The 15,207-nt window shown below is 60.8% G+C and carries 11 protein-coding genes; 6 read left to right on the forward strand and 5 right to left on the reverse strand.

All coding sequences use genetic code 11. From position 1 onward, the window contains the following. Positions 1-132: 132 nt before the first annotated feature. The 4 genes from CC207_RS11395 to gcvA all read right to left on the reverse strand — a co-directional run bounded on the left by CC207_RS11395 (position 133) and on the right by gcvA (position 6,586). Positions 133-1,629, reverse strand: coding sequence for a CoA-acylating methylmalonate-semialdehyde dehydrogenase (locus tag CC207_RS11395; RefSeq protein ID WP_088852112.1), 1,497 nt, complete (start codon positions 1,627-1,629; stop codon positions 133-135). A gap of 45 nt (positions 1,630-1,674) precedes the next feature. Then, a complete protein-coding gene (locus CC207_RS11400; RefSeq protein WP_088852113.1) occupies positions 1,675-2,832 on the reverse strand; it encodes an iron-containing alcohol dehydrogenase in 1,158 nt (385 codons plus the stop codon). Positions 2,833-2,950: 118 nt separating this feature from the next. Further along, positions 2,951-5,449, reverse strand: coding sequence for a CoA transferase (locus CC207_RS11405; protein WP_088852114.1), 2,499 nt, complete (start codon positions 5,447-5,449; stop codon positions 2,951-2,953). A 207-nt stretch (positions 5,450-5,656) separates the two neighbouring features. After that, positions 5,657-6,586, reverse strand: coding sequence for a transcriptional regulator GcvA (gene gcvA, locus CC207_RS11410; RefSeq protein WP_028689341.1), 930 nt, complete (start codon positions 6,584-6,586; stop codon positions 5,657-5,659). Positions 6,587-6,666: 80 nt separating this feature from the next. On the opposite strand from gcvA, the gene CC207_RS11415 reads away from it, so the two are divergent. Continuing rightward, on the forward strand, positions 6,667-7,299 hold the full coding sequence (locus CC207_RS11415) for a TetR/AcrR family transcriptional regulator (RefSeq protein ID WP_178080964.1): 633 nt from the start codon (positions 6,667-6,669) through the stop codon (positions 7,297-7,299). Between the two features lie 47 nt (positions 7,300-7,346). Continuing rightward, positions 7,347-8,330 carry an MDR family oxidoreductase gene (locus CC207_RS11420; RefSeq protein ID WP_062364375.1) on the forward strand — a complete coding sequence of 328 codons (984 nt, stop codon included), beginning with the start codon at positions 7,347-7,349 and terminating at the stop codon, positions 8,328-8,330. A 409-nt stretch (positions 8,331-8,739) separates the two neighbouring features. Here the strand turns inward: CC207_RS11420 and CC207_RS11425 are convergent, their stop codons facing one another. After that, positions 8,740-9,264: a cupin domain-containing protein gene (locus CC207_RS11425; RefSeq protein ID WP_088852116.1), complete on the reverse strand. Its 525-nt coding sequence runs from the start codon at positions 9,262-9,264 to the stop codon at positions 8,740-8,742. A gap of 148 nt (positions 9,265-9,412) precedes the next feature. Between CC207_RS11425 and CC207_RS11430 the strand changes: the two genes are divergently transcribed. The 4 genes from CC207_RS11430 (at position 9,413) to CC207_RS11445 (ending at position 15,019) form a co-directional block, all read left to right on the forward strand. After that, entirely contained in the window at positions 9,413-11,200 is a 1,788-nt protein-coding gene (locus CC207_RS11430; protein WP_088852117.1) for a thiamine pyrophosphate-requiring protein, read from the forward strand. A gap of 98 nt (positions 11,201-11,298) precedes the next feature. After that, positions 11,299-11,826 carry a (2Fe-2S)-binding protein gene (locus CC207_RS11435; protein WP_062573747.1) on the forward strand — a complete coding sequence of 176 codons (528 nt, stop codon included), beginning with the start codon at positions 11,299-11,301 and terminating at the stop codon, positions 11,824-11,826. Then, complete coding sequence (locus CC207_RS11440) at positions 11,823-12,824, forward strand: xanthine dehydrogenase family protein subunit M (protein ID WP_062573746.1); 1,002 nt, start codon at positions 11,823-11,825, stop codon at positions 12,822-12,824. Before CC207_RS11435 ends, CC207_RS11440 begins: the two co-directional genes overlap by 4 nt. After that, positions 12,821-15,019: a xanthine dehydrogenase family protein molybdopterin-binding subunit gene (locus tag CC207_RS11445; protein ID WP_088852118.1), complete on the forward strand. Its 2,199-nt coding sequence runs from the start codon at positions 12,821-12,823 to the stop codon at positions 15,017-15,019. The genes CC207_RS11440 and CC207_RS11445 overlap by 4 nt, the downstream gene beginning before the upstream one ends. Positions 15,020-15,207: the final 188 nt, after the last annotated feature.

Below are 15,207 nucleotides of genomic sequence, written 5' to 3' on the forward strand. Positions count from 1 at the left end.
CTTTATCTAATTATTATTTCAGCGGCACCACAAAACAGCACACCATCACTCGGCAGTACGACGATCATTGATCATCGGTGTCATACGAAACGGTGTGCTTGGCGACAGCCAGGCACACCTCTTGTACATGCGTTACTTCATGGTCGGCATGGAGAATTCAGCACCCTCGCGAACACCTGACGACGGCCAGCGTTGGGTAACGGTCTTGCGTCGGGTGTAGAACCGCACGCCATCCGGCCCGTAGGCATGCAAGTCACCGAACAGCGAGCGCTTCCAACCGCCGAAGCTGTGGTACGCGACAGGTACTGGCAGCGGCACATTGATGCCGACCATGCCCACCTTGATGTTGTCGGAGAAGTAACGAGCAGCCTCACCGTCACGGGTAAAGATGCACGTACCATTGCCGTACTCGTGCTTGTCGATCAACGCCATGGCCTCCTGCATGCTGTTGACACGCACGACCTGCAGAACCGGACCAAAGATCTCTTCCCTGTAGCTCTGCATGTCTGGGGTGACGTGATCGATCAGGGTGCCGCCGACGAAGAAGCCTTCCTCATAGCCCGCAACGTTTGGCTGACGACCGTCGACAACCACCGTAGCACCCTGCTCTTCGGCGCTGTCGATGTAGCCGACCACCTTCTGCTGGTGCTGGCGGGTAATCACCGGGCCAAAGTCGTTCGTGCTGTCGTTGTAAGCCCCTACCTTCAGGTTCTTCATGGCTTCTTTCATCTTGGCGATCAGCGCATCGGCTGCCGCGTCGCCCACCGCAACGGCGACCGACAGGGCCATGCAACGCTCACCGGAGGAACCGAACGCCGCGCCCAGCAGCTGGTTTACCGCATTGTCGATGTCGGCGTCTGGCATGACGATGGCGTGGTTTTTCGCCCCACCCAGTGCCTGGCAGCGTTTGCCGTGAGCCGTGGCGGTGGCGTAGATGTACTCGGCCACCGGGGTCGAACCTACGAAGCTGACTGCCTGGATGCGCGAGTCGCGCAGCAGGATATCGACCGCTTCCTTGTCGCCGTTCACCACATTAAGTACACCCTTGGGCAGGCCCGCTTCCTGCAGCAGTTGGGCAATGAACAACGTGGAGCTTGGATCGCGTTCGGAAGGTTTGAGGATGAAGCAGTTGCCTGCCGCAATGGCCACCGGGATCATCCAAAGCGGCACCATCACTGGGAAGTTGAACGGCGTGATACCTGCCACCACGCCCAGGGGCTGGAACTCGCTCCAGGCATCGATGTTCGGGCCGACATTCTTGCTGTGTTCACCTTTCAGGAGCTCGGCGATCCCGCAAGCGTACTCGACGTTCTCGATACCCCGCTGCAGTTCGCCTGCCGCATCATGGGAAATCTTCCCGTGTTCTTCACCAATCAGTTTGCAGATCGCATCAGCGTTCTGCTCCAGCAGTTCCTTGAAGCGGAACATGATACGTGCGCGCTTGATGGGCGGCGTATCACGCCAGGCCGGGAAAGCAGCCTCAGCAGTCGCGATGGCGTGCTCCACGGTCTGGCTCGATGCCAGGGCGACCTGGCGAGCGACCTGGCCGGTGGCAGGGTTGAAGACATCCTGGGTGCGCTTGGATTCGACAACAACGTCGCCGTTAATCAGATGACCGACAGTATTCATGTGTAACTCCACTTTTTGTTATTCAAATAATGCGATGAGGCGCCACTACCAAAGGCTGCGATACAGCTCGACCATCTCGGCCTCGGTCGGTACACGCGGATTATTGCCAGGTGAACCGGACGCCAGCGCCTGAGCGGCCATGGTTGGCATCAGCTCGAAGAATTTTTCGCGATCGATGCCGAACTCTGCAGGGGTGGGCACCTTGAGCTCATCATTGATCGCCACCAGCTCATCCAGCAGTTTCTCTACCGCCGACTGGTCGTTGTCGCTTTGCGTGGCGACGCCCATGGCACGTGCGCAATCGGCGTACCGATCACGTGCAGCGGGAATGGAAAAGGCTGTCACTTCAGGCAGCAGCATGGCGTTCGACAAACCATGGGGCACATGGAATGCCGCGCCGATCGGGCGGCTCATGCCGTGCACCAGGGCAACGGAAGCTGCAGAGAACGCCAGGCCCGCCAAAGTCGACCCCAGCATCACGGCTTCGCGCGCAGCACGGTCGCTACCGTCGTGGTAGACCTTGCGCAGGTTCGGCCCGATCAGGCGCATGGCAGCCAGTGCCTGGGCATCGCTAAACAGGTTCGCTTTCTTGCTGACGTATGCCTCGATGGCGTGGGTCAATGCATCGATACCGGTATCGGCGGTGACGCGAGGTGGCAACGACAGCGTGAGTTCGTAATCGACCAGTGCCGCCACCGGCATGAATCCTGCGCCCACACAGAGCATTTTTTCGTCAGTCGATTCGTCGGTGATGATGGTGAACCGGGTCACTTCCGAGCCAGTGCCGGCAGTGGTTGGAATGGCAATGATCGGCAAACCTATCTCGGTCACGTTGCGCGGGAACTTGTAATCGCGCATGACACCGCCGAATTTGGCCAGAATGCCGATCGCTTTGGCGCTATCGATAGGGCTTCCGCCGCCCAGTGCGATGATGCTGTCGTAGCCACCTTCCCTGGCGGTCGCTACGCCGGCTTGAATCGAAGCGACGGTCGGCTCGGGTACGGTGTCGGAAAATACGTCGCCTTGAATCCCCTGCTCTGCCAGGACTGCGCTGATACGCCCTGCGTAGCCTAGCTCGACCATCATCCGGTCAGTGATGATCAGCGGTTTGTGGCAGCCCAGGCTGGCTAGAACCTGATGGATTTGCTGGCTGGCACCAGCTCCGGTTTGCAGGATTCGTGGAAGGATGCTGTTGTAATTCATGGCTCTATCTCATTTTTTGGGCATGAACGCGCCCGCGAGCAGCCTTGGGCTCGTGTTCGCTTGATCGAAATGGGCAAGCCAGGGCGGGAAATCCAGCGCCTTGACCTGCCCTCAGCAGTCAGCTCGGCAGATATTCTTCACTCCAGGATTCGCCGATTGCGCTGGCGTCCAGGAGCGACTGAATCTGCGCCTCGGTGTAGCCGTAGCGGCTCAGCACCTTGCGAGTCGAGGCACCGAACTTCTCAGCCGGTGACAGCGCTCGGATACGCCCGACCCGTGGGCGAATGGCGTAAGGATCGAGTTGCGTAACCCGATGCCCGCTCGGATGGTCGTTATAGATGCTGAAGGAGTAGCTGCCATTCTCGATACCCGGCTGGCCATCGGCACTGCGGCTGTACTGGCTGCGCAGGTGATCGATGTTGTCCGGTACTGCGGCAGCGATGTTGGCAGCCTGCAGGCGCTCTTGAAGCACCGCGCTGCTCATCCTGCCGATAGCAGATTGCAGATAGCCCACCCGATCACTTGCGCAGGTCACGCCGCTGAGATCGGCGATGGCCGCGAACTTGTGCAGCTCCCCTTCGCTGGCATCCAGGTAGATCCAGCCATCCGCCGTCCTGTAGAACCGGGAAAGGTCGCTGTAGCCGACCACGTCACGGCCGGATGGCTCATTGAATGGGCCACGGCCTGGGTAGTCGTAGCAGAATGGAATTTGCACCAGGTTGCCCAGCGAAGCCAACGAGGTGCGTGCCCGGTAGGCCTCACCCGAGTGATGCTTACGATACAGGGCGGTTGCCACGCCCAGCGCAGCAGCAAACCCGCACATCACATCGATCGTGCCGACATGTGCATGTTCTTCCGGCGTTTCCATGCCGCCGCCAAAGCGCAGCATGATTCCGGTAGTGGCCTGGATCAGGTCGTCATACCCCAGATAATCCGTACGAGGTCCGCGACGCGGGCCGCCGAAGCAGTCCAGCTGACAGAAGATCACGCCAGGATTCACCGCCTGCAGACTCGCCTCATCAAGGCCCAGCGGTGCCAATTGGCGATCCGGCGCGTTCATGACGATTACATCGACCTCGCGCACGAGGCGATTGAAAACCTCGCGCCCTTCGGGCTTGTTCAGATCGACCAGCACACTTTCCTTGCCACGTGCCGACGACATGCCGAAGACCACGGTATTCCACGGGTCATAGTTGGGCACCACAGGGTCGAGCTTGATGACATCTGCGCCGAAGCGGCCCAGGAACGATGTCGAGTGCGGCCCTGCGATCACGTTCGTCAGGTCGAGGATCTTCACGCCTTCCAGCCAACCGGCAGGCGTGTCGAGCTTGGCAGGCGGCAATACAGGATCAGGACGTTCGGACAGTGTTGCCAGCGCTTGCTCGAAGCTGACATCACGACGCGACAGCGGCTTGAGCATGGGCTCCGAACACCCCTCCAACCAGGCAATTGGGCCAGGCTGCTTCATCACGCCGAACTCGCGGTCATCGACCTCGACGATCAACCCAGCAGTATTCGAGTGCTCGTCGTGGAGCCACTCCTGGGTCGATCTGTGTGGCGCCCCAGGGAAACGCCCTTCACCGAAGATGACCTCCCACTCGGCGGCTGTTTTGGTCAGGAACACCTCTTTCATCCTGGCAGAAATACGCGCCGCCCAATCAGCCGGCAACGGGTAAACGCCCAGGGATGCATTGCCTTCCCATTGGTCGATCGGCAGGTAGGGGTCATCTACTTTCGGCAGGCCGGCGACCACCATTTCCTCATAGATGCCCATTGCCTGCAGGCAGCGCTTGGCATGCTCACGATGGGACGGGCAAACGGCGTAGAACTTGCGGCCATCGGCACATTCATAGGTGCGGTAGAACGGGTCGAGGAACTCCTGCAGGTCCTGGTAGCTCAGGTTCATCGGCAGGTTTTCGGCACGGCGCCGCTCGCTCTCCTTCTCACGCAGCGTCTTGTAACGCAGCGGGTAGCCGTCGATCTTGATCGAGTTGTACGACAGACCTTCCATCACGGCGGCGGCCAGCGGCACTTCGATCTGATCGCCAACGCCGTGCTTCTCACGCGCCTGCAAGGCAAGCACGACAGAAGACACAGCCAGCATGGTGCCATAGGCCGACGCCAGCGGAAGCGGCGAAAAACTGGGGTTGATGCCCATCAGTACGCGGTTCTGGCCCATATCGGTGAACACACCGGAGGCCGAAGCGATCACCGCCTCCGTCGCACGCCACTGCGCACGCAGTTCGTCATCACTGGCAAACCCAGGGATCGATAGCGTGATCAGCTCAGGGCGAGCGCGCCGCAGCGCTGCGAAATCAAGGCCCAGCCGGGACATGACACCCGGCCGGAAGTTTTCGATCACAATGTCTGAGCGGGAGATGAGTTCGCGAGCCTGATGCAGCCCCTGGGCAGTCTTCAGATCCAGCCGCAGGCAGAGCTTGTTGCGGTTGAGCGTGGCGTTGGCTGGGCTGTCCCACAGCGGCCCGTCGAGCGGGTCGATGTGTACGACAGTCGCGCCCAGGTCCGCAAGGATCATCGCGACGGCAGGGCCTGCGATGTACTGACCAAAATCGATGACATTGACGCCTTGCAAAGGCAATTGGTTGCAATGCTGCATGACGATAACCCTACTTAGCCCCGGGCCAACGAGATTCGCCGGCGCGGTTATTGTTGTTATTGAGACCTCGTACCAACCGGTCACCTGGACGATTGATCCATCCAAGGGCTTGCGATGTGGAAGCTACTTTCAGAAATTCGACGGCATCGCGAAAGCAATAAAAAATGGCCCTAAGGGGCCATTTTTTTTATTGCTGTGGAAATTTCCTTATCGCTTGGCGTTTTCCTCCTCCAGCGAGCGGTGCTCGTCCCTGAAGGCCTGTGCCTCCTCGCACAGCCACTGCGCAAAAGCCGCGGCGTCAGGGTTAACCATGCTGTGGGCGGCATACACCAGGTAGAACGCCTCCTTGGTGGGCACACTGCGCCCGAGGGGGGCTACGAGACGGCCTTGATCCAACAGGTGCTTGACCAACGAGGAACGCGCCAGGGCTACACCCTGCCCCAATTCCGCCACCGTCAATGCCGAGATAAGGGTGTCGAACTGCAACCCTTGCGAGGAATCAACGTTCTCCGCATGGTTCTTCTTCAGCCAGTAGCCCCACCCCTCCTCATAACCCAACACGTGCAGCAACGGGTGTCTGGCAAGGTCCTTGGGGCGCTGCAGCGGGCGGTCTTGCGTGATCAGCGCAGGCGAACACACCGGCACCAGGGTATCCCAGGTCAATCGTTCAGCCTTCATGCCGGGCCAGCGGCCCTGCCCGTAGCGGATTTCGAGATCGGCATCGAACGCTGTTTCATCCACCCAGATGTTGCTGGCAATGCGAATGGGTATGTCTGGATGGCTTGCTTGAAATCGAGGTAAGCGCGGGGCTATCCAGTGGGTAAAAAAAACCAGACTGCTACGCAAAATGAGTGCGCTGCGATGGCCTTGCCCAAAGATTTCGTCGGTCGATGCAGCCAGGCGTTCAACCGACTCTCTGACCACTGGAAAATACGATTTACCCACCTCGGTAAGCTCAAGTCCACGTGGCAGACGCTTGAACAACGCAACGCCAAGCTGGGACTCCAACGCTTTAACCTGCTGGCTGATCGCCGCTTGCGTGAGGTTGAGCTCTTCAGCGGCGTGGGTGAAATTGAGCATCCGGGCAGAAACCTCAAATGCTCGAAGCCAGTTCAAGGGCGGTAAACGCTTTTTCATGACGCATCCAACACTCGGCTGCTCGGGGATCGAATCGCTCGGAGGTTGACATTAGAGACGATCAGTCTAAATTACAACGCATGACTATCTCCAAACCTGCACCTCGTCGAGGCCGCCCCCCCAAAGTTGCACGTGAGCATGGCGAAACCCTCGAAATGCTATTGCGTTGCGGTATGGAAATCCTCACCGAACAAGGCTTCGCCGCCACCGGCATCGAGGCCGTGCTCAAGCGCGTGCAGGTGCCCAAGGGTTCGTTTTATCACTACTTCGACAGTAAAGAAGCATTTGGCCAAGCCGTACTGCAACGCTATGCCGACTATTTCGCTCAAAAGCTCGAGCGCAACTTCGGTGATTTGAGCGCATCGCCCTTGCGACGGCTGTCCAACTTCGTCGAGGAGGCGAAAGCGGGGATGGCCCGGTATCAGTTTAGAAGAGGCTGCCTGGTAGGCAACCTTGGCCAAGAGGTACTGGTGCTCCCCGACAGCTTCCGCGAACAGCTGGAACTGACCCTGCAGGATTGGGAGCAGCGCTTGGCAGCCTGCCTGGAAGAAGCAGTCAATCTGGGAGAAGTGCCTTGCGAACATGATTGCAAGGCACTCGCAGCCTACTTTTGGGTAGGTTGGGAGGGTGCTGTGCTTCGTGCACGGCTTACGCAGAATGTCCGTCCGCTGGACATTTTCTATCAAGGTTTTCTGAACGGAATCACCCACTGATTCCTTTCGGATGATTTAAAGACAACCGGTCTAAATGAGGGCGCACCATGTTCAATGCCATTCTGATCGAGAAGCAAGATGACCAACACACCGCCCGCGTCACCGAGCTGCGGGAGGATCAACTCCCACCCGCAAACGTGGCCGTCAAGGTGGCCTACAGCACCTTGAACTACAAAGATGCGCTGGCAATCACCGGTAAGGGGCCGGTTGTACGTCAGTTTCCGATGGTCCCTGGTATCGACCTCGCGGGTACTGTCGAGACGAGTGACGATCCTCGCTACCAGCCTGGCGATCGCGTGCTGCTCAATGGCTGGGGCGTTGGCGAGGGCCATTGGGGAGGCCTTGCACAAAAGGCTCGGTTGAACGCCGACTGGCTCATCCCCCATCCCCAGGGGCTGAATGAGCGCCAATCGATGGCCATTGGCACAGCCGGTTACACCGCCATGTTGTGCCTGATGGCATTGGAACGCCATGGGCTGAAACCCTCCCACGGGCCAGTGCTGGTTACCGGCGCCACCGGCGGCGTGGGCAGTTTCGCCATCAGCCTTCTGGCAGGTGCGGGGTATACCGTAACCGCCGCCACAGGCAAATCCAGTGAGCACGAGTACCTGAAAAGCCTGGGTGCGACAACTATCATCGACCGCGCCGAACTGTCGGCCCCGGGGCGTCCGTTGGCGAAAGAGAAATGGGCGGCCGTCGTGGACTCGGTCGGCAGCCATACGCTAGTCAATGCGTGCGCAAGCACAATGTCCGAAGGTTTGGTAGCTGCCTGCGGATTGGCTCAAGGTATGGATTTTCCGGCCACCGTCGCGCCGTTCATTCTCAGAGGGGTAAGCCTGCTCGGCATCAATAGCGTGACTCAGCCTTATGAGCGACGAGTGCAAGCGTGGGAGAGACTCTCGACTCAGCTGAACCTGGGCGCATTATCGCTCATGACAAAAGAAATCGGCCTGCAAAGCGTGATCGCGTCAGCCTCAGACTTGATAAATGGAAAGATCCGGGGTCGCTTGATTGTGGACGTAAACGGATAGCCGTTTGCAAATGTCTTCAGAGCAGTCCTCTCTATTACTGATCGAGGGCTGCTCAGCTGTGCTCACTTGACCGGCATCTATCATTTCCGAAGACCCCGTAACAGCGACCCAACGCCAGCGTGCCATCATCCGTAAGCCCTCCAAGCAGCCCACGCCGTAAACGCAATCAGGTTGACGCCCCCACTGTCATTGCATCTGTCCATCAGCCTAACCTGTAACCTTGACTACCGCGCTGCTGTAACGGGGACGTGTTGCCGCCATAGACCTCTCGCCCTGCGGGCTTTCAATGCACGCTATCAAGCACTCTGCACTGCCCTGATGCCCTGTGCCTTCGGGGATCCCGATAGCCTGTGACCGAGTCCCAGCCAAGCACCAGAAACACTCAAACACATAGAAATTATGTGCAGCCTCATCGCCAGCGTGTCTTCAACGCGCCATGCAAGCCACTGACCGGATCCTGCTCAGGCTGCGGCACCTTGGCGATGCGCTCCAAGGCACGCAGGTGCGCCGCACTATCGGGCCGTTGGATGTCGTAATCTTCCTGCCCGTGAGGATAGGCGCCCACCACCAGGAAATCATCACTGCACTCGATGCAGCGATGGCCCGTGCCTGCTGGCAGCACCAGCACATCCCCCCGCTCCACGCTCACGCTTTGCCCGCATTCCCCGCCAAGCGTCAATCGGGCCCGCCCACCGGCAATCCCGAGTGCCTCGTGGGCGTTAGGATGAAAGTGGTGATAATCGAAGATCCCGTCGCGCCAGAGCGGGGTCCATTCGTGAGCCGCAAACAGGGCCTCGAAGGCGCTGGCAGTATCCCCTGCCCGATCGAGTTTCAGCCGGTAGAGCAGTACCGGAAAACGGCTATTCGGCGTCGCGCCGTCGTCTTCGAAAAACAAGGCCTGCACGCTGGCATCTTGCGTATTCATGCGCGTCATGATGCGCTTCCTGATCGAGTGATTGGTTTACCTTCGAGCCCCTCGGCTGTTGCCAGGTTCCGGCCGGCAGAGCGCTACACAGACCGATGAAACTTTCCTGCCACGTGCCAACTCCAGACGCCTATCGATAACAGAACGGGAGCAGGCAATGACCGGCACGGTAGGCGACTTTCTGGTGGAGCGTTTGTATCAATGGGGCGTACGGCGCATCTTCGGTTACCCCGGCGACGGCATCAATGGTGTGTTCGGCGCGCTGAGTCGGGCCAACGGCAAGATTCAATTCATCCAGGCCCGCCATGAGGAAATGGCCGCCTTCATGGCCAGCGCCCATGCCAAGTTCACCGGCGAGCTCGGCGTGTGCATCGCCACCTCCGGCCCGGGCGCCTCGCACCTGCTTACCGGCCTGTACGATGCACGCATGGATCACCAGCCGGTACTGGCCATCGTGGGTCAACAGGCCCGCGCGGCACTGGGCGGGCACTACCAGCAGGAGCTGGACCTGCTGTCGATGTTCAAGGACGTCGCCGGTGCGTTCGTCCAGCAGGCATCGACACCGGAGCAAGTGCGCCACCTGCTTGACCGTGCAGTGCGTACGGCCGTCGGCGAACGCCGCGTCACCACCATCATCCTGCCCAACGACCTGCAGGACCTACCTTACAACGAACCACCGAGGGCCCACGGTACCGTGCATTCCGGCATCGGCTACAGCAAGCCCCGCGTGTTGCCGTTCGACGAAGACCTGCAGCGCGCCGCCGATGTATTAAACGCTGGGCGAAAGGTGGCGATACTGGTGGGTGCCGGCGCACTGCAGGCGACAGACCAGGTCATTTCAATCGCCGAAAGACTGGGTGCCGGGGTTGCCAAAGCGCTGTTGGGCAAGGCTGTGCTGCCGGATGAGCTGCCGTGGGTCACCGGATCGATAGGCCTGCTCGGCACCGAACCCAGCTATCAGCTGATGACCGAATGCGACACCTTGCTGATGATCGGCTCCGGCTTTCCCTATTCCGAGTTTTTGCCCAGGGAAGGCCAGGCGCGTGGCGTGCAGATCGACCTGCAACCCGACATGCTCAGCCTGCGCTATCCGATGGAGGTCAACCTGGTCGGCGACGCCAGCGAAACATTGCGCGCACTGTTGCCGTTGGTTGAGCACAAGACCGACCGGCGCTGGCGCGACAAGGTAGAGACCTGGCGTGCACGGTGGGACAGGACCGTGGCCAAACGCGCGCTGGTCAAGGCTGACCCGATCAACCCGCAACGCGTGGTCCATGAACTGTCTCCTCGCCTGCCCGACCACGCCATCATCACCAGCGACTCCGGCTCCTGCGCCAACTGGTTTGCCCGCGACCTGCAGATTCGCCACGGGATGCAGTGTTCGCTGTCTGGCGGCCTGGCTTGCATGGGCGCAGCCGTGCCTTATGCGATTGCAGCCAAGTTCGCCCACCCGCAACGGACCGTGGTTGCCCTGGTGGGCGATGGGGCGATGCAGATGAACAACCTCGCCGAATTGATCACCGTGGCCAAATACTGGCAGCAGTGGGACAACCCTCAATGGATCTGTGCCGTGTTCAACAATGAGGACCTCAACCAGGTGACTTGGGAGCAACGGGTCATGGAGGGGGACCCCAAGTTCGACGCGTCGCAGACAATCCCTGACGTGCCCTACCATGTGTTTGCCATGTCCATTGGCCTGCAAGGTATCTACGTAGATCGCGAAGAGGACGTTGCCGCTGCGTGGGAGCGCGCCCTGGCGGCTGATCGACCCGTACTGATCGAGTTCAAGACCGACCCGAACGTGCCGCCCCTGCCTCCCCACATCACGCTGGAACAGGCGAAGAAGTTTGCCGGTACCTTGCTCAAGGGAGACCCCGACCAGGCGGGCATCATCGTGCAGACAGCCAAGCAGGTGCTCGGCTCGGTGCTGCCTGGCAAGAAATGAGCGACACCTCGGCGAGCCGGCTGAACGTTTATTCGGCCGGCCCGGTCGCACGACTAAGACGCAGCCGACTGCGCGAACCCTGACCGTGAGGACCTACCATGAGCGCGATCGCTTCCAACGGGGCTGCAGAGCACCCCATCTGTCTGACCCTCAATGGTCAGCCCCGAACCCTGCAGGTGCATCCCTGGGTTACCTTGCTCGACCTGCTGCGTGAGCAATTGGACCTGATCGGCACCAAGAAAGGTTGCGATCATGGTCAGTGCGGTGCCTGCACGGTGCTGCGCGACGGCAAGCGCGTCAATGCCTGCCTGACCTTGGCCATCATGTGTGACGGGGCCGAGTTGGTGACCATCGAAGGGCTGGCCAACGGTGACGCCCTGCACCCGATGCAGCGCGCCTTCATTACTCACGATGCGTTCCAGTGCGGCTACTGCACCCCGGGGCAGATCTGCTCTGCGGTCGGGCTTGCGCACGAAGGACGTGCCGACACCCGCGAGGCCATCCGCGAGCAGATGAGCGGCAACCTTTGCCGTTGTGGTGCCTACGGCAACATCGTCGCAGCGGTGGAAGAAGCGCTGCCGTTGATAAGAGGCGCAGCCCAGCCGCAACGAGGGCCAAATTCATGATGCCCTTCAACTACTGCAAGCCCGCATCAGTCCGCGAAGCGGTGAGCTTGGCTGACACACGCTCGCATTTCATCGCCGGGGGCACCAACCTTGTCGACCTGATGAAGGAAAACGTCGTTCGTCCCGAGCGGCTCATCGATATCACCGGCCTTGAGCTGAACGGTATCCATCCCACCTCGAACGGCGGTGTACTGATCGGTGCTCTGGTGAGCAATGCCGAGCTGGCCTGGCACCCGATGATCGAGCAGCATTATCCACTGCTGTCGGACGCGATCCTGGCCGGGGCGTCACCGCAGTTGAGGAACATGGCCAGCACCGGTGGCAACTTGCTGCAGCGTACCCGGTGCTACTACTTCTACGACACCGGCACCCCCTGCAACAAACGTGAGCCCGGCAGCGGGTGCCCTGCGCGTAAAGGGTCGAACCGCATCCATGCCATTCTCGGTGCCAGCGATGCCTGTGTCGCGACCCATCCCTCGGACATGTGCGTGGCATTGGCAGCGCTTGAAGCCGTGGTGCATGTAGCAGGGCCGTCGGGTAAACGGGAGATACCCTTTGCGGATTTCCATCGTCTGCCCGGGGACACGCCCGAACGCGACAATCAACTGGCAGTCGCTGAACTGGTAACTGGCATCGAGCTGCCGCCCCCGATGTTCGAACATCATTTTCGATATCTGAAAATACGCGACCGCGCCTCCTACGCGTTCGCGCTGGTGTCCGTCGCTGCCGCCTTGAATTTCGATGGCGATGTGATCCGGCAGGCGCGCCTTGCGCTGGGCGGCGTTGCCCACAAACCCTGGCGGGACCCGGTTGTGGAGTGCATGCTGGCTGGCCAGGTGCCATCTGAAGCGCTCTTCACCCGCGCCGCGCAAACGTTGCTGCAAGGTGCACAACCCCTGAGCCACAACGGTTTCAAGGTGACCCTCGCCCAGCGAGCAATCGTACGGGCATTGGATGACGCGGCGCGCGGCGCCGCTGACGGGAGGGCACGCTCATGATCAAAAGCACACCCGTATTCGGCACACCCCTGGACCGCGTGGACGGTGTGGCGAAGGTCACCGGGCAGGCCCGCTATGCGGGCGAATACCCCGAGGCGGGCCTGCTGCACGGCAGCGTCGTGTCCAGTACCATTGCCCGCGGCCGGGTACTCGACATCGACAGCACGCAGGCCATGCGCGTGCCCGGGGTAATCGCCGTGCTCGACCATGGCCATCGCCCGCCTATATCCAGTTATGACAACGACTACAGCGATGCCGACACTGCCGAGGGCTCACCGTTTCGGCCTTTGTTCAATGATCGAGTGCTGTACAGTGGGCAACCGTTGGCGCTGGTGATCGCCGAAACCCTGGAACTGGCCCGCTATGCAGGCTCGCTGATCAAAATCGACTATGCCGAGCAGGCTCACCAGACAGACCTGGGCGCCTGCCAACAATCGCATGCGGCACCCGCCGAAACGCCAGCGCCGCGTGGCGACTTCGCCGGGCAGTTTGCCAGGGCGCCGGTGCAGGTGGATGCCACCTACCTGACGGCCAACGAGCACCACAACCCGATGGAGCCCCATGCGTCGACCGTGCACTACAAGGCCGACGGCACCCTGGAAATCCACGACAAGACCCAAGGTACGCAGAACTGCCAGGACTACCTGCACAAGGTGTTCGGCCTGCCCAAGGCAAACATCCGTGTGCGCGCGGCATTCGTCGGCGGCGCCTTCGGCTCGGGTTTGCGCCCGCAGTACCAGTTGCCGCTGGCAGTGATGGCGGCGTTGCACCTGAAGCGCTCGGTGCGCGTGACCCTGACACGCCAGCAGATGTTCACTTTTGGCTACCGGCCCCGCACCGAGCAACGCTTGCGCCTGGGTGCAGACGCAAACGGGCGCTTGCTGGCGATCGCTCATGATGCGCTTGGCCAGACCTCCCGCTTCGAGGACTTCACCGAGCACCTGGTGGAATGGAGCGGCATGCTTTACCAATGCGACAACGTTGCGCTCAGCTATCGCCTGGCCTCGCTCGATGTGTACACCCCGCTGGACATGCGGGCGCCTGGGGCTGCGTCCGGGATGATTGCGCTGGAATGCGCCATGGATGAGCTCGCCTGTGCAGTGCAGGTCGACCCGGTAGATCTGCGCCGGCGCAATTTCGCCGCCAACAACGCCAACGAGGGCAAACCTTACTCCAGCAAGGAACTGCTGGCGTGCTACCAGCAAGGTGCCGAACGTTTTGGCTGGCATAACCGCACTCCCCAACCGCGCAGCATGCGCAATGGCAACCAGCTGGTCGGCTGGGGGATGGCCGGCGGCGTCTGGGAAGCCATGCAGATGAAGGCCAGCGCCAGGGCGCGCATCGATGCCCAGGGCCATCTCACCGTCAGCAGTGCCACCACCGATATCGGGACCGGCACTTATACCGTCATGACCCAGATCGCCGCCGAGGCAGCTGGCGTCAGGGTGCAGGATGTCACCTTCGTGCTGGGTGACTCTTCACTCCCCACCGCACCGCTTCAGGGTGGATCATTCACGGTGTCGTCGGTGGGCTCGGCCGTGCGCCAGGCCTGCCAGGTACTGCGCGCCAAGGTGCTGGCACACGCGCGCAACATGCACCCCCAGGTGGCCAGCACTGCCGGGCAGCAGATCGCTTTCGCCGACGGCTATCTGCACGCTGGCAGCCATCGCCTGGCATTGGCGGACATCGTCGCCAGCGCACCCGCCGGTGCGTTCGAAGTGCAGATCGACGCCGAGCCCGGCGCCAGGCGCCAACCATTCTCCACCGCCACCCATTCGGCGGTATTCGTGGAAGTCCACGTCGACGAAGAGCTTGGCACGATCAAGGTCTCCCGGGTGGTCAGCGCTGTGGCCGCAGGACGGGTGGTCAACCCGAAAACCGCGCGCAGTCAGATCCTGGGTGGCGTGGTGTGGGGGGTGGGCATGGCCCTGCACGAAGCAGCGTTGACCGACCATCGGCTAGGCCGCATCGTCAATCACAACCTGGCGGAGTACCACATTCCGGTCAATGCAGACTGTGGGGATATCGAAGTGATCTTCGTTGAAGAGCACGATGACATTGTCAACGAACTGGGGTCCAAGGGCGTGGGCGAAATCGGCGTCGTCGGGGTGGCCGCTGCGGTGGCCAACGCGGTCTACCATGCCACAGGCAAGCGTGTGAGGGAGTTTCCGATCACGCTCGACAAAGTGCTCTGATCGGGCGGGGGCCAAGTCCCCCCACCCGCTTTGCGGTCAGCAGCAGCCAGGTCGGCAGGATCGTCCGCACGAGCACCTCGCGCTCCTCGGTACGACGATGATTGCTCAGATACCAGGATGATCTGAATGGTTCCGCCAATTTTCGGGGCTGCAGTAAATCAGTACCGCCAGACTTGTTGGTCTGAACT

Origin of the sequence: Pseudomonas sp. DrBHI1, assembly GCF_002205115.1 — a bacterium.
GTDB lineage: Bacteria > Pseudomonadota > Gammaproteobacteria > Pseudomonadales > Pseudomonadaceae > Aquipseudomonas > Aquipseudomonas mosselii.

Bases quoted from the DNA above. Each gene is read 5' to 3' on its own strand.
- CC207_RS11395 (WP_088852112.1), bottom strand. From the start codon at position 1,629: ATGAATACTGTCGGTCATCTGATTAACGGCGACGTTGTTGTCGAATCC.
- CC207_RS11400 (WP_088852113.1), bottom strand. From the start codon at position 2,832: ATGAATTACAACAGCATCCTTCCACGAATCCTGCAAACCGGAGCTGGT.
- CC207_RS11405 (WP_088852114.1), bottom strand. From the start codon at position 5,449: ATGCAGCATTGCAACCAATTGCCTTTGCAAGGCGTCAATGTCATCGAT.
- gcvA (WP_028689341.1), bottom strand. From the start codon at position 6,586: ATGAAAAAGCGTTTACCGCCCTTGAACTGGCTTCGAGCATTTGAGGTT.
- CC207_RS11415 (WP_178080964.1), top strand. From the start codon at position 6,667: ATGACTATCTCCAAACCTGCACCTCGTCGAGGCCGCCCCCCCAAAGTT.
- CC207_RS11420 (WP_062364375.1), top strand. From the start codon at position 7,347: ATGTTCAATGCCATTCTGATCGAGAAGCAAGATGACCAACACACCGCC.
- CC207_RS11425 (WP_088852116.1), bottom strand. From the start codon at position 9,264: ATGACGCGCATGAATACGCAAGATGCCAGCGTGCAGGCCTTGTTTTTC.
- CC207_RS11430 (WP_088852117.1), top strand. From the start codon at position 9,413: ATGACCGGCACGGTAGGCGACTTTCTGGTGGAGCGTTTGTATCAATGG.
- CC207_RS11435 (WP_062573747.1), top strand. From the start codon at position 11,299: ATGAGCGCGATCGCTTCCAACGGGGCTGCAGAGCACCCCATCTGTCTG.
- CC207_RS11440 (WP_062573746.1), top strand. From the start codon at position 11,823: ATGATGCCCTTCAACTACTGCAAGCCCGCATCAGTCCGCGAAGCGGTG.
- CC207_RS11445 (WP_088852118.1), top strand. From the start codon at position 12,821: ATGATCAAAAGCACACCCGTATTCGGCACACCCCTGGACCGCGTGGAC.